Origin of the sequence: Paenibacillus senegalimassiliensis, assembly GCF_001486585.1 — a bacterium.
In the GTDB taxonomy this organism is placed as follows: Bacteria; Bacillota; Bacilli; order Paenibacillales; family Paenibacillaceae; genus Fontibacillus; species Fontibacillus senegalimassiliensis.
In genome coordinates, this window is sequence record NZ_LN909042.1 from 212,352 (window position 1) to 233,571 (window position 21,220).

General features: G+C 48.3%; 16 protein-coding genes. 10 read left to right on the top strand and 6 right to left on the bottom strand.

Features of this window, described 5'->3' with window-relative positions; all coding sequences use genetic code 11:
• Positions 1 to 58: 58 nt before the first annotated feature.
• The 4 genes from BN3279_RS03220 to yicI all read left to right on the top strand — a co-directional run bounded on the left by BN3279_RS03220 (position 59) and on the right by yicI (position 5,541).
• Entirely contained in the window at positions 59 to 940 is an 882-nt protein-coding gene (locus tag BN3279_RS03220; RefSeq protein WP_059049209.1) for a carbohydrate ABC transporter permease, read from the top strand.
• Complete coding sequence (locus BN3279_RS03225; protein WP_059049210.1) at positions 940 to 1,770, top strand: carbohydrate ABC transporter permease; 831 nt, start codon at positions 940 to 942, stop codon at positions 1,768 to 1,770. The genes BN3279_RS03220 and BN3279_RS03225 overlap by 1 nt, the downstream gene beginning before the upstream one ends.
• Positions 1,771 to 1,841: 71 nt before the next feature.
• Entirely contained in the window at positions 1,842 to 3,140 is a 1,299-nt protein-coding gene (locus BN3279_RS03230) for an ABC transporter substrate-binding protein (RefSeq protein WP_059049314.1), read from the top strand.
• A gap of 79 nt (positions 3,141 to 3,219) precedes the next feature.
• The gene (gene yicI, locus BN3279_RS03235; RefSeq protein WP_059049211.1) at positions 3,220 to 5,541 is read left to right on the top strand and encodes an alpha-xylosidase; all 2,322 of its coding nucleotides are present in this window, start codon (positions 3,220 to 3,222) and stop codon (positions 5,539 to 5,541) included.
• A gap of 177 nt (positions 5,542 to 5,718) precedes the next feature.
• Here yicI and BN3279_RS03240 read toward each other — a convergent pair whose 3' ends face one another.
• The 3 genes from BN3279_RS03240 to BN3279_RS03250 all read right to left on the bottom strand — a co-directional run bounded on the left by BN3279_RS03240 (position 5,719) and on the right by BN3279_RS03250 (position 8,143).
• Positions 5,719 to 7,125, bottom strand: a complete 1,407-nt coding sequence (locus tag BN3279_RS03240; protein ID WP_059049212.1) for a sensor histidine kinase — start codon at positions 7,123 to 7,125, stop codon at positions 5,719 to 5,721.
• Complete coding sequence (locus BN3279_RS03245) at positions 7,122 to 7,829, bottom strand: response regulator transcription factor (protein WP_187377728.1); 708 nt, start codon at positions 7,827 to 7,829, stop codon at positions 7,122 to 7,124. Before BN3279_RS03245 ends, BN3279_RS03240 begins: the two co-directional genes overlap by 4 nt.
• Before the next feature lie 83 nt (positions 7,830 to 7,912).
• A complete protein-coding gene (locus BN3279_RS03250; protein WP_059049213.1) occupies positions 7,913 to 8,143 on the bottom strand; it encodes a DUF2933 domain-containing protein in 231 nt (76 codons plus the stop codon).
• Positions 8,144 to 8,344: 201 nt separating this feature from the next.
• On the opposite strand from BN3279_RS03250, the gene BN3279_RS03255 reads away from it, so the two are divergent.
• Together BN3279_RS03255 and BN3279_RS03260 are read left to right on the top strand one after the other, a co-directional pair.
• Positions 8,345 to 9,763 carry a helix-turn-helix domain-containing protein gene (locus tag BN3279_RS03255; protein ID WP_232436739.1) on the top strand — a complete coding sequence of 473 codons (1,419 nt, stop codon included), beginning with the start codon at positions 8,345 to 8,347 and terminating at the stop codon, positions 9,761 to 9,763.
• Positions 9,764 to 9,972: 209 nt separating this feature from the next.
• Positions 9,973 to 10,158, top strand: coding sequence for an aspartyl-phosphate phosphatase Spo0E family protein (locus BN3279_RS03260; protein ID WP_059049215.1), 186 nt, complete (start codon positions 9,973 to 9,975; stop codon positions 10,156 to 10,158).
• Between the two features lie 33 nt (positions 10,159 to 10,191).
• On the opposite strand, the gene BN3279_RS03265 is transcribed toward BN3279_RS03260, so the two are convergent.
• From BN3279_RS03265 to BN3279_RS03275, 3 genes are all read right to left on the bottom strand, one after another.
• On the bottom strand, positions 10,192 to 11,772 hold the full coding sequence (locus BN3279_RS03265) for an oleate hydratase (protein WP_059049216.1): 1,581 nt from the start codon (positions 11,770 to 11,772) through the stop codon (positions 10,192 to 10,194).
• 200 nt (positions 11,773 to 11,972) lie between these two features.
• On the bottom strand, positions 11,973 to 12,566 hold the full coding sequence (locus tag BN3279_RS03270) for a TetR-like C-terminal domain-containing protein (protein WP_232436747.1): 594 nt from the start codon (positions 12,564 to 12,566) through the stop codon (positions 11,973 to 11,975).
• Between the two features lie 150 nt (positions 12,567 to 12,716).
• The gene (locus BN3279_RS03275; protein WP_059049217.1) at positions 12,717 to 14,054 is read right to left on the bottom strand and encodes a TolC family protein; all 1,338 of its coding nucleotides are present in this window, start codon (positions 14,052 to 14,054) and stop codon (positions 12,717 to 12,719) included.
• Between the two features lie 163 nt (positions 14,055 to 14,217).
• Here BN3279_RS03275 and BN3279_RS03280 point away from each other — a divergent pair, with 163 nt between their 5' ends.
• The 4 genes from BN3279_RS03280 to BN3279_RS03295 all read left to right on the top strand — a co-directional run bounded on the left by BN3279_RS03280 (position 14,218) and on the right by BN3279_RS03295 (position 21,159).
• Positions 14,218 to 15,582: an efflux RND transporter periplasmic adaptor subunit gene (locus tag BN3279_RS03280; RefSeq protein ID WP_059049218.1), complete on the top strand. Its 1,365-nt coding sequence runs from the start codon at positions 14,218 to 14,220 to the stop codon at positions 15,580 to 15,582.
• Entirely contained in the window at positions 15,579 to 18,764 is a 3,186-nt protein-coding gene (locus BN3279_RS03285; RefSeq protein ID WP_059049219.1) for an efflux RND transporter permease subunit, read from the top strand. The genes BN3279_RS03280 and BN3279_RS03285 overlap by 4 nt, the downstream gene beginning before the upstream one ends.
• 74 nt (positions 18,765 to 18,838) lie before the next feature.
• Entirely contained in the window at positions 18,839 to 19,747 is a 909-nt protein-coding gene (locus BN3279_RS03290; protein ID WP_148466804.1) for a TetR/AcrR family transcriptional regulator, read from the top strand.
• A gap of 365 nt (positions 19,748 to 20,112) precedes the next feature.
• On the top strand, positions 20,113 to 21,159 hold the full coding sequence (locus tag BN3279_RS03295; protein ID WP_059049221.1) for a hypothetical protein: 1,047 nt from the start codon (positions 20,113 to 20,115) through the stop codon (positions 21,157 to 21,159).
• The last annotated feature ends 61 nt before the right edge of the window (positions 21,160 to 21,220 follow it).

The window sequence follows — 21,220 nt, forward strand, 5'->3', positions numbered from 1 at the left end:
CCTTGTATAGAGATAATTAAAGCGTGCACAAGTTTTGGAGAGGAATGGGGGAAATCAAATGAGTAGAAAGAAAAGGGGGGCTTTCCTACAGCAACTGGTCTATACCGGTCCTGTATCCATATTTTTCATACTTGTTATTCTGGTGCCGTTTGCGATGGGGATGTATTATTCCTTCACCAATTGGAACGGCATATCGGGCGAGGTTGATTGGGTAGGCTTTGAGAACTTCAGAACGATCTTTATGCAGGACAATGCGTTTCGGACAGCCTTTTGGTTCACAGTACGGTTCACCGTTGCCAGTGTCATTCTGACCAACCTGGTAGGCTTTAGCCTGGCTTATGTGCTGACCCGGCCGTTGAAGGGACGGAACGTATTGCGGACGCTGTTCTTCATGCCCAACGTAATCGGGGGTCTGTTGCTCGGCTTTATCTGGCAATTTATCTTCGTCAAAGGATTTGCTACACTCGGCGAAATAACGGGACTAGCCTTCTTTCAGCTACCCTGGCTAGGGGACGAACCCACCGGATTCTGGGCTATTGTCATCGTGTTCGTCTGGCAATCAGCCGGTTACTTAATGGTCATCTACATCGCTTCAATCAACAATGTCTCCCGGGAAGTGCTGGAGGCTGCCAGCATTGATGGAGCCAGCCGTTGGCAGGTGTTGCGCAGCATCATCTTGCCTTTGATCATGCCGGCGGTTACGGTATGCTTGTTCTTGACGATCTCCTGGTCCTTCAAGATGTTCGACCTCAACCTGTCCCTGACCAAGGGTGGACCTTTCCGTTCCACGGAATCACTGGCCCTGAACATCTACGTGGAGTCGTTCCAAAATAACAAATACGGCTTAGGCACGGCGAAGGCGCTGTTATTCTTCATCGTGGTAGCTACGGTCACCTTGTTCCAGGTTCGCTTAACGAAGAGCAAGGAGGTGGAGGCCTGATGAAGTCGTCTTCTGCTTTCCCGCGCGTCATGCTGCAAATCGTGATGATTGTTATCGCAATACTCTTTATGGCTCCTTTTTACTTCTTATTGGTCAACTCCGTCAAATCGCTGGGGGACATTCTCACCAATGCGGCGTCTTGGCCGGAGACCTGGGTATGGAGCAACTATGCCAACGCCTGGAGAATTACCCGATTCACCGAAGCCTTCGGCAATTCGCTGGTCATTACCATAGCAGGTATTTTGCTGATTGCCTTGTTCAGCGCGATGGCTGCGTACCGGATGGTACGATCCAATACTTTATTGAACCGAATTCAATTTACGCTGTTCGTTGCCGCGATGGTCGTTCCTTTTCAATCGATCATGATTCCGCTGCTACAAGTCATCAAGGGCTTGGGCATCAACAACAGCATCCCCGGGCTAATCCTGTGTTATCTCGGGTTAGGTGTACCACTGGCGATCTTCTTGCTCCATGGCTTCGTCAAATCGATTCCACTGGAAATGGAAGAGGCGGCTCTGGTCGACGGCGCCAAGCCCTATGTCGTCTTCTGGAGAATCGTTATTCCATTGCTGCAACCGATGCTGGTGACGGTGATTATCCTGAATTGCCTGTGGATATGGAATGATTATTTATTACCTTCACTCGTCTTGCAGAGCCAACATTTGCGGACGATTCCAATCGCGACCTTCGCGTTCTTCGGCCAATACACCAAGCAGTGGGACCTCGCGTTGCCCACGTTGGTCCTAGGCATTACGCCGATTTTACTGTTCTTTCTCAGCTTGCAGAAATACATCGTGGAAGGAATTACCTCAGGCTCGGTCAAGGGCTGAGCCTCAAGCAAAATGAACACAGAATTGGCTTCTCGTAAAACAACTACAGGGGGAATTTATTCATGAAGAAGATGAAACGGCTTATGTTCTTGTTGACTTCTGTGCTAACGCTTTCACTTGTCCTGAGCGCTTGCGGGGGCGGAAATAAAGCCGCTAATGGAGGCAACGCCGGGGATGAAGCATCTCAAGGTGGAAATGCTCCAGCAGAGATCAAGACAGTTAAAATCTTGCAGCTCAAAACGGAAATCGTGGAAGGGTTAAATGAACTTAAGGTGGAGTTCGAGAAGGAGCATCCGAACATCAAGCTTGAGATTCAAACGGTAGGCGGCGATTACGGCACCTTCCTGAAGACGAAGTTTGCTTCCGGCGAGGAGCCGGACATCTTCACCAACGGTGGGTTCAAGGATATGGAGACATGGTTGGACCGCATGGAGGACCTGTCGGATCAGCCTTGGGTGAATGACTTGCTCCCCTTGGCCAAAGAGCCAATGACGCTGGACGGCAAAGTGTATGGCATGGCCATGAACCTGGAGGGCTTCGGTTTTATTTACAACAAGGATTTGTTCGAACAAGCCGGAATTACGGAATTGCCGAAGACTTACTCTCAACTGGAGGAAGCGGCGCAGAAGCTGGAAGCGAGCGGCGTAACTCCGTTCTCCAACGGTTATCAGGAATGGTGGATCATCGGGAATCAAGGGATTAACCCGGCCTTTGCCCAACAACCAGACCCGGATGCATTTATCAAAGGCTTGAACGAAGGAACGGAATCGTTCACCGACAATGCGAAGTTCCAGGAATGGGTGAAATTGATTGATCTGACGGTCAAATACGGCAACAAAAACTCTCTCACAACGGACTATAACACTCAGGTTGCGGAATTTGCCAACGGCAAGGCAGCCATGATGCAGCAGGGCAACTGGGCTCAATTGCAAATTGACCAGATTAACCCGGATTTGAATCTTGGCGTATTGCCAATGCCACTGGGCGAGGATGCGGAGTTGAACGATAAGTTGAATGTCGGCGTACCGGCGAACCTGGTCGTGAACAAGAATTCCCCGGTGAAGGAAGAGGCGAAGATCTTCCTGAACTGGTACGTGACTTCGGATATCGGCAAGGAATATATCGTTAAAAAGTTCAAGTTCATCCCTGCCTTCTCCACGATGGAAGCAACGGTAGAGGATATGGGCGATATCGGGGCAGAGGTATGGAATTATGCACAAGCCGGGAAGGTCAATACGTTGAATGCACCGAAATTCCCGGATGGTCTTGCTCATGAATTTGCCTCCGCAACGCAAGCTCATATCGCTGGCAAATATGATATGAACCAGATGCTGGACGAATTCAAAGTCGGCTGGGATACGTTGAAATAAGCTAGATCAGACAGCGGACGGGCCCGCATTGGGAAATGGGGGACTCGTCCGTTTTTCTTACAGAGGAAGGAGTACCATTATGAAATTCAGTGACGGTAACTGGTTGATCTCCAAGGAATATGACATCATTAGCCCGCTGTACTTCCATGCGGCTGAGCAGAAGGGAAATACCCTCGTCGTCTATGCCGCTCCGAAGCCGGTGGAGAAGCGCAGGGCTCAGCTTGATGTACCCTTGATTACGTTATATTTCCATTCTCCCAAAGAGCATATCATCGGGGTGAAGATCGAGCATCATCGAGGCGTACGGGCGAAGAATCCACAATTCGAACTGTCGCGTGATGCGGATGTTCCTGTGAACATCTCTGTCGGCGAACCTGAGGTTTCACTGACGAGCGGCCGCATGAAGGTGGTTATTCAGCAGGGGGCCGACTGGTCCATTGACTTTTACTTCGACGGGCAACGTATTACCGGCAGCGCGAAGAGGTCTATCGGGTATATCGAGGCGAGGTCAGGAGCTACCTATGTCAGAGAACAACTGGACCTGGGCATCGGCGAATACGTGTATGGACTTGGTGAACGGTTTACCCCGTTCGTGAAGAATGGACAAAGTGTGGATATGTGGAATAATGACGGGGGAACCGGCTCGCAGCAGGCGTATAAGAATGTTCCTTTTTATATCAGCAACAAGGGGTATGGGGTATTTGTGAATCAGCCTGAACTTGTATCCTATGAAATTGCTTCTGAGAAGGTATCCAAGGTACAGTTCAGCGTGCCGGGTCAGTCGCTGGAGTATTACGTCATCGGCGGGCCAACCATGAAGCATACGCTGGAGCGTTACACCTCGTTAACCGGGAAGCCTGCATTACCGCCAGCCTGGTCCTTCGGCCTGTGGCTGACCACTTCGTTCACGACCAATTATGATGAAGTTACGGTGAACTCGTTCGTGGACGGGATGAAGGAGCGAGACATTCCGCTGCATGTTTTCCATTTCGACTGCTTCTGGATGAAGGCGTTCCGCTGGACTGATTTTGTATGGGATGAAGAGGTGTTCCCGGAGCCAAAGGAAATGATAACACGGCTGAAGGAGAAGGGTCTGCATATTTGCGTGTGGATTAATCCTTATATCAGCCAGCAATCCATTTTGTTTGATGAAGCGATGGAGAAGGGGTATCTGCTGTGCAAGCCGGGCGGTGACGTATGGCAATGTGACAAATGGCAGCCTGGGATGGGCGTTGTCGATTTTACCAATCCGGAGGCCTGCGACTGGTTCCAAGGCTATTTAAGAGAACTGGTGGATATTGGCGTGGATTCGTTCAAAACGGATTTCGGCGAGCGGATTCCGACAGACGTAGTCTTCTATGACGGCTCTGATCCGCAGAAGATGCATAATTACTATACGTATTTATACAACAAAGTCGTGTTTGAAGTGCTGGAGCAGAAATTGGGCAAGGGAGAGGCTTTGGTCTTCGCCCGCTCAGCCACGGCCGGGAGCCAGAAGTTCCCTGTGCATTGGGGCGGAGATTGCTATGCCAACTACGATTCGATGGCAGAAAGCCTGCGCGGGGGCTTGTCGCTCAGCCTGTCCGGCTTCGGGTTCTGGAGCCACGATATCGGCGGCTTCGAGGAGACCTCCTCCGCCGATGTGTACAAGCGCTGGACCGCGTTTGGATTGTTCTCCAGCCATAGTCGGCTGCATGGCAACACCTCCTACCGGGTTCCATGGTTCTTTGACGAGGAAGCGGTGGACGTTATGCGCTTCTTCACGAAGTGGAAATGCCGGTTGATGCCGTATATCTTTGCCGAGGCGGTGCAAACGGCCGAGGTCGGAATTCCCACGATGCGAGCTATGGTGATGGAATTCAGTAACGACCCTACCTGCATTATGCTTGACCGGCAATATATGCTAGGCGAATCGCTCTTGGTAGCGCCTGTCTTCCATCCGGAAGGCAAGGTCTCATACTATTTGCCGAAGGGGACTTGGACGCATCTCTTCACAGGCGAGCGGGTTCAAGGGGGGCAGTGGCGCGAAGAGCAGCATGGATACATGAGCCTGCCGCTATACGTCCGCCCTGGAACACTGCTGCCGCTAGGCGCAGACGAATCTCGTCCGGACTATGACTATGCAGATGGCGTGACCTTGCATCTGTTCGAGCTGGAGGACGGGGCCGAAGCGGCTGTGATGGTGCCGACTGTTAAGGGGGAAGTAGCGCTGGAAGTAACGGCCAGCCGATCTGGAAGTACGATTGCTATTCAAGGCAGCATGGCGGGTCATTGGAGTGTTGTGCTGCGGGGAATCAACCAATATGCGGCTGTTTCGGGGGCAGTGGTTACCCTTACGGAGCAAGGGATTTCGTTGGTTCCTGATGCAGGAACCACTCATATTACATTGGACATGGGCTAATTGGCTAATTAAATAACCCAGAGATGGAACGGCGGTGCGGAGATCATATGTCCGGCACCGCCGTTTCTTTCTTTACCTTCTTTCTTTATCTTATTGAATGAAAAGAAGACGCGGAGAAAAACAGGCAGGTCAATCCCATCAAAATCAAGAGGGCAACGATCACCCAGTCTAACTTCTTCATGCCTGCTCCCCCTGTGGCTTCAAGGTAAATCGGATTTCCATTCGTGTTCCCTGGCCGACCTTGCTGCAGACCCTGAGTTCTCCGTGGTGCAGTTCCACTAATTTTTGAGTAATGGATAATCCCAGACCAGTACCGCCGAATTGCCGGGAGCGGGATTTTTCCACGCGATGAAAACGTTCAAAAATGTAGGGGATTTCTGCTTCCGGAATTCCGATGCCCGTATCTTCTACGGCTAGCAGGAGTTGGTGCCCCACTTGACTAATCTGCAAAGTGATACTTCCTACTTCCGTATATCGAACCGCATTTTCCAGCAAATTGACGATGATCTGTTGGATACGTATCGGGTCGCCATACATCAGGGGAAGAGGCTGGTGGATGTTTGAATGAATGTCCAGTTGTTTTGCAGAAGCCTTGAGCCTGATGGCATCAAGCGATTGTTGACCAATCTCCCCTAGCTGAATCCAGTCCAGGGTAAGCTGAACCTGACCTTCCTCCATCTTGGCCAGATCGAATAAATCGTTAACCAGATATTGCAATCGGCGCGATTCTTCGTGAATGATGTCCAGATAATGATTGCGTTCTTCGTCGGTTTCGAACAGACGTTTCTTTAACACTTCGGTGTATCCTTCCAAATAAGTAATCGGGGTGCGCAGTTCATGGGAGATATTAGCGAACAATTCTTGCCGATTGTCTCGATATCGCTGTAGCTCAATAGCCAAATGATTAATGGAATCTGACAGCGCTCCAATCTCGTCATCACGTTTGAATGCCAGCCGGGTCTCTAGTTCTCCGGCAGCAATTTTTCGGGTAGCATGCTCCATGACTACTAATGGACGGGATAACAGGTTAGCGGTTACCCATGTCATCCCAATGGCGATGAAGAAGGCACCGATGCCTGCTAATAGCAACACCTTTCTTACCGCTTGGATGGATTCTTCCAGATGCTCGGTTGATGAGAGGACGTAGACTGCGGACTGAATCGTCCCATCTGCACCCATAATGGGTCTGCCAGCAATAAGCATCTGCTGCTTGTCGCTGTCTGTATATTCTAGCTCGATCGTCTGTCCCTGAAATAAACGCTGTCTATCATCTGGAAGGATGAACGAGGTGTTTGCGAAGTTGTAGGGTCCCGATTTGGCCAGAATATCCCCTTGTTCGGATACTAGAAGGGCACTGATCGTTGAAAATCCAGTGAACTGCAGCAGCACCTCTTCTGACAACATTTCCGGAGTTTCACTCATTAGACTGAAGTGATCAGCCAATTCACTAACTTCTGTGCGTAATTCAGCCCGATAGAAGTTGGAGAACATACGATCCATGGTCAAGCCCAGGAAAGAGATGACAATCATAATGGTAACCAGAATGACGGAGCCAAATCGAATACTAATTTTACTTCTTCTCATACGCGGTGGGTTGAACCATTGAATTTGTAGCCAATACCCCAAACGGTCTGGATCGGGTTATACCCGAGCTTGGCTCTTTGCATTTTATCGCGAATGTTCTTGATATGTGTGTCAATGACGCGCATCTCCCCTTCATAGACATCCTGCCAGACCAGATGCAGCAACTCTTCTCGGCTGAACACACGGGGGGTACTCCTAGCAAGCAACAAAAATAAATCAAATTCTTTCTGGGTCAACTCCACCTGTTGGTGATGGACGGTGACACTTCTCGCTTCGGGGTCAATCTTCAGATCAGGGAAGTCCAGCATAGATTTGGTCCGTGGTGCTTGCTGCTGTATGGAAGAGCGGCGAATTAACGAGTACATGCGGGCCAGAAGCTCCTCCGATTCAAAGGGTTTTGTCAAATAATCATCGGCTCCAAGGCCAAGACCTAATACCTTGTCTTTGGTTTCTGAGCGCGCAGTGAGCATCATAATGGGGACTTGTGTATGCTCACGTAATTTCTTACATACCTGACTTCCATCCATATCGGGTAACATCCAATCCAGTAAAATCACGTCGAAGTTATATTGTAGCGCCATACCCAGTGCCTCTGTACCATTGATCGCTTCTTTGACTTCAAATGCTTCCCGGGTCAAATAAATACGCAGCAGGTTCCGCATATTCCATTCATCATCTACAATGAGCACTTGTAATTTCGACACAGATGTTCTCCCCTTTGATCATTAGAGCGCTGTTGCCATCAGCATAATACTCTTGTTGGTGCAATGTCCAGTCATCCTGAATTTTATCTATTCTCCGATGTACGAACTCCCGTAGTATGAGATTCAGCCAGTCGTTGGAGTTCTTGTTTCAATTGGTCGTTTTGTGTCTTCAATTCATTAAGCTGCCCCTGAACGGCTTGTTCACTCTCCTTGTTCTTACCATGATGCTGATGACCATGCCCCCCCTTCATCCCAAACATCATGAAAATCATCATAAGCGGGCACACCAGTAACGCGAGCCAGGACCATTCCATCGTTATTCTCCTTTCGTTTATCTTAACTTTTGATAGGTTCATCATAGTCTCTAATTATGTAGAAACTTTGTGGTGGAGGCGTAAATTATATGAGTTTTTGCATACGTTGACGAATGTAAAAATAAGGATTATTATGTAAATATATATCGCAAAACTAGCAAAAGATGGTGTTATTTGGTGTCGTTTGGGGGTGATAATTATTTGATATCCACTACCACGATTCGCGCAGAACTGGAAGACTACATTAAGAATAATGGGACAACCCTGCAGCGTTTTGCCGAAAGTTCTGGGGTAAATGTCGGAACATTAAGCGGAATTATCAACGGCAACCGTCTGATTGCGATCAGTCAGCTTGACCGGGTAACCAAAGCGATGGGCCTTCCAGAGGGACACTTTTACAATTTGTACGCCGAGGAATGCTCTACTCCGAACGCTCCGCATTGGCGGAGGATACGTCCCTTCTTGCTACGTTGCGCCGAGTTGCAGCAGCACGACTGCATCAAGCAGGTGTTATGCCGGTTGCTTGAAGACTTGAAGCAGGTTGCCAGCATCTTCGAAACCGCTGAAATGATGTATGAGCAAGGCTGGAAGGAAGCGGCGGTCATTCTCTATGAGAGTGTCATCGAGAGTGAGCGCTTCAGTCACTCTGAACGGCTGGCGATGAGCTACTATCGGATATTCCAAATCTATCAGAAAGATAGATTTATAGGTTTTACCGCGGCGTTGCAATTTTTACCTTATCGGTATCGATTACCCGAGTACCTGGCGTTGGACGGATTATTAATGCTTATCGAGGTATACGCAGTCAGATTTAACTGGGTTGAAGTTGAGAACTATGCCGATGAATTAGCCCAGCTATCGTGGACTTTATATGAGAATAAGATATGGAAACAACCGGAATTCCAATCAATACGTCCTCTAGTATTTTATTATGGTAAAGCCTATCTATATAAATCAGGTGCCTATGAGCTTCGAGGAATGTATGAGGAGTCCAGGAAGTGGATTGCCAAATATGCAGATTTATCCTGGTTTGAGGGCCTTGATGATGAGGGTAGAGCAGAGATTAAGATGTTGAAGATATTCGCAGAGGCTAATTACATGTGTGTTGATGTGAAGGCGGGCAACCGTTCAAGGATACCCGAATACGTTGCTTTTCTAAATTCACATCCAGATGAAATTGTTGAGGGACTAATTACTTTAGTCGAGTCTGCCAACAGACATGAATTTTATATTGATGATGTATTGTTGCGCTTTTCTACCCAGATTGAACAGTATAGACAAGTTGGCAGGGACAGTTGGATGGCTAGTAGGGAGGCAGATACAGTTAACTCAAAAGAGCCGCCCTATGTATTCCGTTATTCCTTGTTTTTTCAAAATTATGCTGTCTATCACTTTAGAAGAAATGCTGATACAGAGGGAATCAATAATCTTCTGGACAGCATGAAGATGTCTATCAAGTTGAGTAACAAATCTATACTTGCAAACACGATGGTTCTTTTTGAGCTTCACAGACAGTCTGCTTCCAAGCAGCAATATCAAGAATACAATAAAGTATGTAGAAAGGTGTGGGAACATGAAGAAGAAAATGTCTTGGGTGGTTTTGGGTATGCTTACGTTTAGTTTTTCCTTCGTTGCTGGTAATGGCTTTTTTACGACCTATTTCCATGGTTGGGGCTAGATTTAAATAAACACCAAATATAATTTGAGGGACCCGCATATGCGGGTCCCTTGCTTTATTTTATTTAAAATTGGAATTTTTTTGTTTTTGCAGTATGTTTCATTAGGCAATATTTGGCAACATCTTCTAATATATTCATAGGGTGATAGCTATGAATAATACTGAGAAAATCAAAATTTGTATAGAAGCGGAAAGACAAAAGTTAAATCGATTAGCTCAAGTCTACGGGCTTCGGAGTAAGCGAGTCATTCATCAATCTGTCGTTCTGGACGGACTGATTAATCAGTACAATAAGGTCATGTATGCGGATATGAAGCTCAAGAAACCTATCGCTTAAAGGGCGTTTCTTTGTCCTGTGGTCAATTCCTGATTACCGGAATGAGGTGACCAATCCTTGCAATAGGATACGCACATCATATTGATATTGATGGATGGGAGCGATGGGCTTCTGAACATCCAGCAGGCCATACACCGCCATGCGGGCTGCCCGGATGGAATACTCTTCGGTGAATACGACATCGTCCGGAATCTCGCAGAATTGGCTGATGAACGCCAGATTGGTAGATCCATCCGGGATAACCTTGGGGCGGTCATCAATCAACCTTGGCAGGAACTGAGCCGTAATATAGGGCATCATACAAGGAATGCAATTAGCGGTAGACAAGATAGCATCCAAGTCTTTCTCGAAGTGAAGATGATGCAATAGCTCCGTTAAAATTTCTTCCCCGCTGCAATCCGACATTCTCTTCGGTACGTAGTCGCCAACCTTGTCAGGGAACAGTCCGTATCCCCAAAATACCTTTACGTGTTCAGGCTGGTTACGGAAATGGGGCTGGTGTGCCAGAACGATGGACATGAGCCAACTGGAGTCTTTGAAGGTGACTAGAGCGCCGCTGCCAGCTTTATTGCGCGAGAAGGCCTCCATCAAGTCGAAGAAGCGAGAATCCTGGCAGGTCACGGTAAAAGACTCCCATTTCGATTCGTCGATATGATCGGCAAAGGTGGCGGGTTGACCAACTCCGGGTTGCTTAGCGGCTATGCGTTCCCAAAGCTCCCAGGAGCTACCCTTGCCGAGCAATTGGGGAGGTGTTGTCATGGAACCCAGGCTGGAGCTTTCTGTCATCGAACCGTTCGTGATCAGCACGAGATCGCCTTCCGCTATATCCAGAGTGGCAGGTGTCCCATCCTGAATCATATGCATTCGCGTGACGGTAATTCCGTCTCCCTCCTTGAAATCGAGGTCCGTGACGGTACACTTGAGCGAGAAATCTACGCCGTGATCTTCGAGATAACGATATAGCGGCACAATAATTGAATCATATTGATTGTAAGGCGTGCGTGTCACGCCCTCCAGCGTTTGAATGCGGGGGAACTCATGCATGAAGCGCAGCATATATCTTTTCAATTCCACGGCACTGTGCCACGGTTGAAAGGCAAAGGTAGTTGCCCACATGTACCAGAAGTTCGTTTCGAAGAAGTGAGGGCCAAACCAGTCGTGGATGCGCGCTTTGCCGAGCTTCTCTTCCGGCGTCATAACCAATTTGGCCATCGCTAGCCGATCCGCCGTATCAAAGCCCATTGAGGTGACATCCTCCACTTGGCCATGCTTGTTCACCAGCCGGGCGTTGGAGTGGGTGGGATGGGCAGTATCGAAAGCGACAATCTCATCACGCACCGATTGGCCAGGATGGTCGAGCGAAGGGATAGAACTCAGCAAATCCCAGGTGTTCTCGTAGGCCTCATCATTGAGCATTCGTCCGCCTCTAATGACGTACCCCTGTCTTTCGTCTCCGGCGCCATCGTTGCTGCCCCCAAGGACGTGCATTTCCTCCAGCACGTGAATTTGCTCCCCCGGAAAGTCACAATCTCTCACCAAAAATGCTGCACCTGCCAGTGAAGCGAGCCCTCCGCCCACAAAATAAACCTGTTTCCCGCTATAATCTGTTGACATTACCATAGCCTCCCCTAAGAAAATTGGTCCAAGTAGGAACATCTTCAAGGTACTCCCTTTCTTATGAGGCGGGTATCATCAATAACGGCCTGCTGTCCTATAATTGGACATTTGCGAACAATTGTCCGGCTTTCCGACGAGAAGGGCCATATTTCGCGGAAGGGGGAGCGCTCTGTATCAAGTTCGGATTTGCTTTTGCCTTATGGCAGCAGCTTGGTGTTGGGACTATGCTCGTATCGGAGCAAAGCCCGCTCGAAATGACCTTCCAGCAGCTTGCTTAATTTTCTCACGATGCTGTCCGGTGGTTCCTTCATTCCCTCCAGCAGCCATTGAATGACCAGTCCGGTGAAGGCCAGGGTATAGAAATTAGCCAGAAAACGCTTGTCTTCCTCTGCCACCTGCATCCCGCAGGACAACTCCTGGACAACACCCATAATTAACGGGTTAGCTACGGCATACAGATAAGAATCAAGGTGACTTCTGCCTAAGGAATGGAGTGTGTTCAGGCAGAAGGCCCGGTTCTCCTGAATGTACTCAAATATTTTGAGAAATCCGTTGGTCCAGGTGTAGTAGCTGTGATCCCCGGCGATGGCATCCACGGCTTCCGTCTGGTAAATCCAGCCGAGCAAATCATAGATATCCTGGAAATGATAATAGAACGTTTTCCGATTTAACTGACAATCAGTCACGATGTGCTTGACAGTAATTTTATTCAGGGGTAACTCGTTCATCAGCTTCTTCAAGGAGGTAGCTAGCGCCCTCTGGGTAAGGCGAGAATTGGACAATAGAATCACCTGCCTGACAGAATACATTTTCTTCCACAATACTTCCTTTATTATACGCGTAAGGGAGGGGCTTCACAAAAAAACAGCAGGTCCCAAGGGCTTGCTCAGGGACCTACTGTAATGCTTAGTGGCATATGATTGCTCTAAGTGGTGTGCTCTTTAGTTAATTAGGCCTTTTTCCATAGCGGCTACAGCTTCACTTGCGAGGAACACCTGCAAACGGGTTAAATCCAGTGCAAGCTCCTGTTGGGTAAGCAGGAAGCCGTATTTATCAAAGTCATAACGTGAGACAAACCCGCTCTTAAAGCGTGTCTGCATATTGTTGAAGTCAATTTCGGTATCCGCCAGATCTTTTTCCGCACTTTGGTAGGCTTTGTAGGCTGTATCGGCCCCGCTGTACGTGGCGCTGATCTTCTTGCTTAGCTCAACTTTTGTTTGCTCGGCCTGACGGTTGGCAATACGAACCATTGTATACAAATAATCCTGCTCATGATCGTTGGCCGCGTTGGTGTGGTTCTCCTGGGTATTGGCCAGCACGACCGCATTCCACTGTTGCTTCATATCATAGGAGCTGCGCAAAATATCCTCCGTATTTTTACGGGTGGTTGCCTTCGGAGTATAGGCGATGTCGGCCAAGGTGATGTTCGGGTCATAGACTAGCCCCAAATCAAAGCAGAGCTGCAGCAGCGCAAGCTGGTAGTTATCTCTCAGCGTATCAAGCTGCTCCTCCTGATCGCGTACCTGACGCTGGGCCAGCATGACCGCTTCTTCCGTTCCCATCGCATATTCTTTAAAAGTCACCGCTTTGTTGTAATCCGCCTTCACGATGTCCAGATATTCCTCAGTCAGCCTGGTTTGCTTATTCAGCGACAAGAGCTGTACATATTGCGAGGTGATTTGCAGCTTAACCCCGGTCTTGGCCTTCTCCATATCAATCAGCGTATTAGATTGCTCGGTATTAAGCTGATCTAGGGCCAATTCAAGCTGCTGGCGTTGACTGGCCATTTGCTTGTTCAGTGCCCCGGCAATGCCGGCCAGGCCATCGAGAGCCCCGTTGACGGCTGTGTTGGTGATGGCATCAGAAACAAGCCAAGGTGACGCTGGATCAACGGCTCCATCATTAGGAATACCATAGGCTTCCATCATCTCTTCCGGAGTCGCGGGCAATCTATCCGAAGGAATCGTAATAACAGCCCCATCCAATCCCTTCTTCTGTTCCTCCAGGCTATCCTCGTTCTGTCTCAGCGCAGTAAGCTTCATATCCAGCAAGGATAAATTATAGGAATTATTGAGTGCCAATTTTAATACAGTATCTAGGTCCAAGTGTTTCAACGATTGCAATCTTCCCGATTCTACGAATGAATCCTTAAGCTCTTTACCAGTCTCGGCATTTCTTCCTGATCTCGTGGTATTATCGCCATCAGCGGCATAGGCCGAAATTGGACTGCTCGCCAATAATATTAGTGAAAGGATAACCCCCACTGCTTTCTTCCCCACGGTTCTTCCTCCCTTATCTCCATGTTCTCTCAGGTCAACATGCTAACACAGAGTTGCAAGTGAAATCAATCAGAAGTACCTGCGCTTGACAACCGCATTGTAGCTGGGTTACTTTGAAGTTAAAAAAAATACTGATGAGTATTATGGGAGGAGAATTATCCTGATGAAGGGACGTTTTTTATGGCTAAGCATGACGGCGTTACTGACGTTGTCTTTAGCCGCATGTTCTTCGGGAAATGCTGGAGAGAATGCTGCGTCTGAAAATGAGGCGGCCGTGGTTGAGGTGCTGAACTTAAAGAGCGAGTCTCTGGAGGCAGAATATACATTGTCGGGTACACTACAGCCTACCAATTCCGCTACAGTCACGTTCCAGGCTGCGGGTGAAGTGAAGCAAAGCTTGGTTGAGGTGGGCGATCAGGTCCAGGCTGGGGATGTTTTGGCTATCCTGGATAGCGAGCCGAGTCGTTTGCAATTGGAACAAGCCCAGAGTGGGGTGGCGCAGGCTCAGGGCCAATTAAGTGCGGCCAAGGCCGGGCTGGCCTCTGCGGAAGCACAGGTTCGCAGTGCTCAATCTAATGTGGATGCTGTGGAGAAGGGAGCTTCTGAACAGCAACGGGCTCTCGTAGAGAACCAAGTGAAGCAAGCAGAGGATGCTTATACCAAAGTGAAAGCAGATACCGATCGGTTCCAGAAATTATACGCCGAAGGCCTGATTTCCATGGATGATTATGAAAAAACGCAAATTCAGCTTAAAAATACAGAAAACGCGCTGGACAGCGCTAAGAAACAATTAGAGGAAGTGACCAACGGGGCTACCGCAGAGCAGCGTGCAGGTGCCAAGTCCATGCTGGATCAGGCCAAGGCTGGCAAGGAGGCAGCGCAGGCTACCGCAGCGCAAGCAGAGGCAGGGTACAAGTATGCCCAGCTTACTCGCGAGCAAGCAGAACTGGGCCTGTCCAAGACGAAGCTTACCGCAACTGTCTCCGGTACGGTATTAGAGAAGATGGTGGTCGTAGGTCAGGCTACCGGGGCGGGCTCCCCGGCGTTCACCATTGGAGAAACCAAGGTATTGAAAGTGTATCTGTCCGTTCCTGACCGGGAGATCTCCTCCTGGAAAGCAGGGCAGCAGGTGGACTTGGCGTTGGGCGATGAGACGCGGACGGGAACCGTTGATCTGGTTCATCCACGGACCAATGCCGGAACAGGGTCTATCTCTGTTGAGGTTAGCGTGCCTAATCCGAACAAGGACTGGTTGGCTGGACAAGTGGTGAAGGCTGGACTTCAGGTGTCAGGGGAGCAGGCTATTCTTGTGCCTGCCGAGGCTGTCATCAGCAACGGTCAGGAGCCTTACGTCTTTCGTGTAATCGACGGTAAGTCCGTCAAGACTCCAGTTGAATTGGGGGCCGAGATCCGCAACAACCGCTTCCGCATTGTATCCGGCCTGCAGGCAGGGGATACCATCGTAAGCGTGGGGGCAGAAGGGCTGTTTGACGGCTATGCCGTAACGACGGCGGAGGCTGTTCAATGATTAACTTCTTAGTTAAGAAACGCAAGATAACGCTGTTATTCTTTATCATGCTTATCATGGTTGGGGTGTACAGCTTCACCGGGCTGGCACGTCAAGATATGCCTGATGCCATCGTCAAGACGGCGCTGGTAACGACGGTATATCCAGGCGCTACGCCGGAGAAGGTAGAACAGTCCGTGACGAAGGTGATGGAACAGGCGATTAAGAAAGTAGACAGTGTGGATAAAATTCTGTCGACTTCGGGCAGCGGGTATTCCATGATTACCGTCATGGCTTATCCCGATGCGGATGCCGAGAAGGCCTGGAACGAGCTGCGCAAGAACGTGCAGGACGCTTCGGCTAATCTGCCTGATGGCGTAATGCAGCCAACCGTTAATGATAACCTGAGTTCAGCGTTTGTTGGTTCCTATATCATTTACGCTGAATCTCGGGAAGAACTGTACGCGTTGAACGATACGATGATTGGCTGGCGGGACCAACTCCAGACGGTTCAAGGCGTGGCTGGGGTAGAGATCCAGGGGATTCCCGAGCAGCAAGTCGCAATCGAGATCGACACGCAGAAGCTCCAGCAATACCAGATTCCGTGGGAACTGGTCGTCCAGTCCGTACAGAATATGAGCATTCGCGTGCCACTCGGCGATTTGAATGTTGATAACCGCAATTATCAATTACAGGTTCAAAGTCTGGAAGACGTGGAACTGCTGAACGACGCCTTGATCATGACGATGCCAACGGGCTCCTCCGTGTATCTTAAGGATATCGCTGAAGTGAAGCTGGCACCGGGCAATCCCGACTATTTGCCGTATTATGACGGCAAGCCGGCGTTGCTGATCAATGTAAACGCACAGACTGGCTCGGACGTGCCGTCGATGGATAAGGCCATCACCAACAAGCTGGCGGAGTTATCTCCACACTTGCCGAAGAACGTCAAGTTCGTGACGGCCTTTGCCCAGCTTGAAGTGGTCGATAAAATGTTTGCCGACCTCACCAAGGAAATGTTAATTGCGATTGCTGCGGTTATCATCGTCTGTATGCTGGGGCTTAACTTGTTAACGGCAGCTTTTGTGGCCTTAGCGATTCCGATTTCCATTGCCCTGGGACTCATTTTTCTGCCGGTGACAGGGATTACTTTGAACGAAATTACTATCGTAGGCCTCATTATTGTACTGGGTATCCTGGTCGATGACGCGGTGGTGGTTAACGATAATATTGAGCGGCGGCTTAGCGACTTGGGAGAAGATCCATCCGTAGCTTCCGTCAAGGGAGCCCAGGAGGTATCTATCTCCATCCTGACGGCGACGTTGTCTACCATCTTTGCCTTTATGCCGCTGCTATTCCTGACCGGGGATGTTGGCTCGTTCATCAAGCCGATTCCAATCGTCATTTCCAGCACCATGCTGGCGTCCATGCTGATGTCACTCACGATCATTCCGATCTTCCGGGAATGGCATGAGAAGCGCAGACAAAGCCGGGGTAAGGAGATTAAGGAGAACAAATCGCCAGGTTTGCTGGGCAAGCAGATTCAGACAGCAACCAAATGGTACTCCGGGACCATCATTCCCAAGGTGCTTAAGCGTCCACTGCTCACGGCTCTGACTGGACTGATGATCGGTACTTTGTCCTTCGGGTTCGCATTGTTCACCCCGATTGACTTGTTCCCGCAAGCTGAGGAGCATCACGTTAATATTAATGTGGAACTTCCTGTAGGTACCTCCTTCGAGGCTACTAATCAGACGGTAGCGGACATTGCAGCTTGGGTGACCAAGCAACCGCAAGCGGAAACGGTCAGCTACGGGATCGGTGGCAAGGCACCGCAAATCTTTTCGGATATTACGAACTTTGTCAGTTCCTCGCCGACCGTAGGGCAGATTGCAGTCATTGGCACGAAAGACAAGCAAGACTGGAACGAGACGGTGGCGACTTGGCAGAAGGAGCTGGATAAGCAATATCCAGGGGCCAAGATCATAACGAATATCCCAAGGCTCGGTATTCCTGTAGGTGCGGCTGTATCCGTCCGTATCTCCGGTGAGGATCTGGATCAGCTCCAAAGCCTGTCGCAACAGGTGAAGGAGAAGATTGCACAAGTTGAAGGTACTAGCGGAATCAAGGACAATTTTGGGAACCAAAGCTATACCTTGGATTTCGCTATCAATGATGATGCCATGAATCAATATCAGGTGGACTACAAGACCTTGACCCAAACGCTGCGGCTCATGGGTGATGGGTTAACCATTGGTGATTTTGATACAGGCAAGGAAATCATTGATGTGAATTTATATATGAAGAACAAAGATAGCAACCCGACGGAGCTGTTCCAGCAGATTAATATCACCAATGGGCAGGGCGCTCAGGTGCCGCTATCTCAATTGGCCGAACTGAAGCCTTCATTCTCGATTCAGAAGGTACAGCATTACAATCTGGTGCGTACGGTTACGGTAGAGGCAGATGCAACAGGGGGTAAAACGGCTACCGAACTGAATGAACAGGTGAGCGCCTTGCTGGGCGACATGCATTTTCCGGAAGGATATAGCTGGACGCTGGGCGGGGAAACCTCGGATCAGGCAGCCATCTTCTCCGATCTGGGGAGCTTGTTCGTTATCGTTATCTTCTTGATTCTGCTGCTCATTACGGTGCAGTTCTACTCCCTGTCCACGCCACTCATCATTATGACGACGGTGTATCTGGCAGCAGCAGGCGGAGTAATCGGGATCTTCATTTCCGGCTCCTCCATCGGCTTCATGAGTATTATGGGGATTATCTCTCTGGCCGGGATTGTCGTGCGGAACGGGATTGTACTGATTGAATTCATTGAGGATGCACGTCGCGAGGGAGTAGGCCTACAGGAAGCGATTATCGGGGCAACTTCGGCCCGTTTCCGGCCGATCCTGCTGACCTCCCTTACTGCGATGTTCGGTATGCTGCCGCTGGCAACTACGGGGAGCATCCTGTTCCGGCCGATGGCTTATACCATCATCTTTGGTCTGATGTTCTCTACAATCTTGACGTTGATCGTCGTACCATCTTTGTATATGGTGATGGCCATGTATAAAGAGAGACGTCAGGAACGTAAGCTGAATCAAGGTGCAGGGCCGAAGAAGCCAAAGAAACCGAAGAAGTTGAAGGAGCCAAAGAAGCCTAAGCCAAGTCTTCCGGAAGGTCCTGACAGCCCGCTCCCTATGTAAGGGATTCGGCCCTTCCCCGGAAGGGCCAGTCAGGCTGTTTACTGAGAATCCGCAAAGGAAAGGGAACCTAGGATGTGAGTAAAAAAAGAGTCATTATGGAGGCGGCGCTTTGTCTCTTTGAAGAGAAGGGATTTGCGCTGACCACCATTGAGGAGATTGCCAAGGCAAGCGGTATGACCAAGCCTTCCTTCTATAAATACTTTCCCGGCAAGGAAGATTTACTGCTGGAGGTATTTGAGCTATTTAGCGATGAGTTAGAGGAGGAAGTTTATCGGCTCTATCGTAATGCCGAATTAACGAAGAATGAGCGAATTACCGCATTGATCATGATTTATCTGGAGGAGATTTTCAAGCATCGGGCCTATGTCAACTTCTTCACAGAACTGACGCAGCCATTCTATGAGAACGAACGTATCCAGAATGCGGCGATGACGCTGGAGCGTAAGATATTTACGTGGCTGCAAGACAGCATTGTCGATCTGTACAAGGAGCAAATTGATGGTTTCGCCGTAGACGTTACCTTTATTGCGACTAGCGTCATGATGGACTACACCCGTGTAGTCGGGCCTAATCTGTCCCATGATCATTGTCGGAGAATTGCCATCTACATCGAATATCTAATCCAGGTATTAGTCGAGGGGCTTAAGAACAACAAGCCGAACATGCCATTGCTCTTCGATACGCCGTCCTGGATATTAAATTATTGGCCGGAAGAGGTCACGCCCATTCTCAGATCGCGCCAATTACAGCAATTGTTCCGCCGAATGGAGACATTGGTTAAGCATGATGCCTCTCTGAGTGAATTGGAGATGAAGGACTATCTTCAAGCCATCACAGAGATCAAGAAAGAGTCCAGAGACTCTCTAACCTTAAGCGTAATCACCAAATCGTTGTTGTATTATCTGGAGCGGCTGGAGCCGTTGCGTGAAGACTGCGCCCAATTAAGACTTATATTTGAGCCGGAGGAAGGCAGCGTACAATGAAGGTTTGCAAGAAGGGTTAAAGACCAGGCCAAGAATTAAAAATAAATGTATTACGGCAAGGATGCACTTAGTAGCTTGCTCATAAGCACAACGACTGTTCTCAAAAGAGAAGGGTCGTTTTTTTTGTCTTAAATACTGTAGTAGCTTTAGCCGACTATCGCCACGCAGCGAGGCACTGTGCGATAGAATTGTGTTCGGGTAGAGGAATATTTATTCCCCGCAAGCAACAAATTGAGCAACAAATAGCTTGTCTGTAACGTCAATGTGGGTGAGTTAAATTTTGGATATTGTCTTGAAGATGTCTTCCCTATGGGTGATAAAACATTATTAAGGGCAATTCATCTATTCTATTTAGGAAGGTAATTATGATAATGAAAAATCGGGTAGCCTTCATTACGCTTGTGTTAGCTGTATTGTTATCAAACCTGTCATTCGCCTACGGGGATGCCGAACAGTTTCAAATGGATCCTTCAATGATGAATAAGAAAACCCTCAAGGAGTCCTCAAACGTTAAAACGAATACAGTTCAGCTACAGCCTATCCATCCTCGAGAATTGAGTCCAAACGATCAACCGTTGAAATTAGAGATTGAAAGTAAAATCATGTTTGATGTTCAAGAGAAGGAGAAGTCAAAAAAGGATGGTATGAATGTATTAATACCAGTTCGTGTTGTAGTACAGGATGATGATAGTGAAGCGAATATTGGAGTGAATGAAGCAAAGTTTGAAAAAGAATTGAAACTTTTATTTGCGGAAGAATTGAAATATGAAAGAGTTAGGTATAGACGATATGATATGGTAGTTAACAAAGAGCAATTGGGTGTTCTGGAATTAATGAATACTGTAAAACGTATCTATAGACAACCCGAACGTGAAGATGAGATTTATATGACTGGATTATCAGTGTGCAAGCTAATGACCGAGGGACTCATCATAGATCAGGATAAGTTAATTGTAAAGCAGATCGACCATCAAAGCGTACAAAAGGAAGCAAGGACATTTCAGTTGCCTGTTCTAACCGAGGAGGGAGTTATGGAGAAGGACGAAGATCCTGAGTCGAAAATTACTTATCTCTTGAGAGAGGAATTGGAATTGAATCAAAATAAGGTGAGTACTTTTGATGTAGAAGTTTTGGTACATTTCAATTATACGGATGAGGAATTTGAACAAGCGTTTAAGGAATGGTTTGGAGATGTTTTGGAGCTCAAAAAGAGAAAACATAAATCATATCTGGTTGAAAATATTAAATATGAGCAAATCATCCGATTGGAACAAGTAAAAGAGGTGCTTGTGATAGCTTCAATTCATAATTACCAAGTTCCCGATCAGATAGCTGAAGCAGGAGATGAAATTGGAATTAGTGCTCCCCAATTAAAAGACCAGTATAAATTCTGTTTACAACATAAATTATGAAAAAAATTACAGTTATTATATATTTATTTCTGGTAAAATTATACTGGTAATATTTATAAAA

Excerpts from the sequence above, each read along its gene's own strand:
- BN3279_RS03230 (WP_059049314.1), top strand. The coding sequence starts at position 1,842 with ATGAAACGGCTTATGTTCTTGTTGACTTCTGTGCTAACGCTTTCACTT.
- BN3279_RS03225 (WP_059049210.1), top strand. The coding sequence starts at position 940 with ATGAAGTCGTCTTCTGCTTTCCCGCGCGTCATGCTGCAAATCGTGATG.
- BN3279_RS03280 (WP_059049218.1), top strand. The coding sequence starts at position 14,218 with ATGAAGGGACGTTTTTTATGGCTAAGCATGACGGCGTTACTGACGTTG.
- BN3279_RS03285 (WP_059049219.1), top strand. The coding sequence starts at position 15,579 with ATGATTAACTTCTTAGTTAAGAAACGCAAGATAACGCTGTTATTCTTT.
- BN3279_RS03250 (WP_059049213.1), bottom strand. The coding sequence starts at position 8,143 with ATGGAATGGTCCTGGCTCGCGTTACTGGTGTGCCCGCTTATGATGATT.
- BN3279_RS03220 (WP_059049209.1), top strand. The coding sequence starts at position 59 with ATGAGTAGAAAGAAAAGGGGGGCTTTCCTACAGCAACTGGTCTATACC.
- BN3279_RS03260 (WP_059049215.1), top strand. The coding sequence starts at position 9,973 with ATGAATAATACTGAGAAAATCAAAATTTGTATAGAAGCGGAAAGACAA.
- BN3279_RS03265 (WP_059049216.1), bottom strand. The coding sequence starts at position 11,772 with ATGTCAACAGATTATAGCGGGAAACAGGTTTATTTTGTGGGCGGAGGG.
- BN3279_RS03240 (WP_059049212.1), bottom strand. The coding sequence starts at position 7,125 with ATGAGAAGAAGTAAAATTAGTATTCGATTTGGCTCCGTCATTCTGGTT.
- yicI (WP_059049211.1), top strand. The coding sequence starts at position 3,220 with ATGAAATTCAGTGACGGTAACTGGTTGATCTCCAAGGAATATGACATC.
- BN3279_RS03295 (WP_059049221.1), top strand. The coding sequence starts at position 20,113 with ATGATAATGAAAAATCGGGTAGCCTTCATTACGCTTGTGTTAGCTGTA.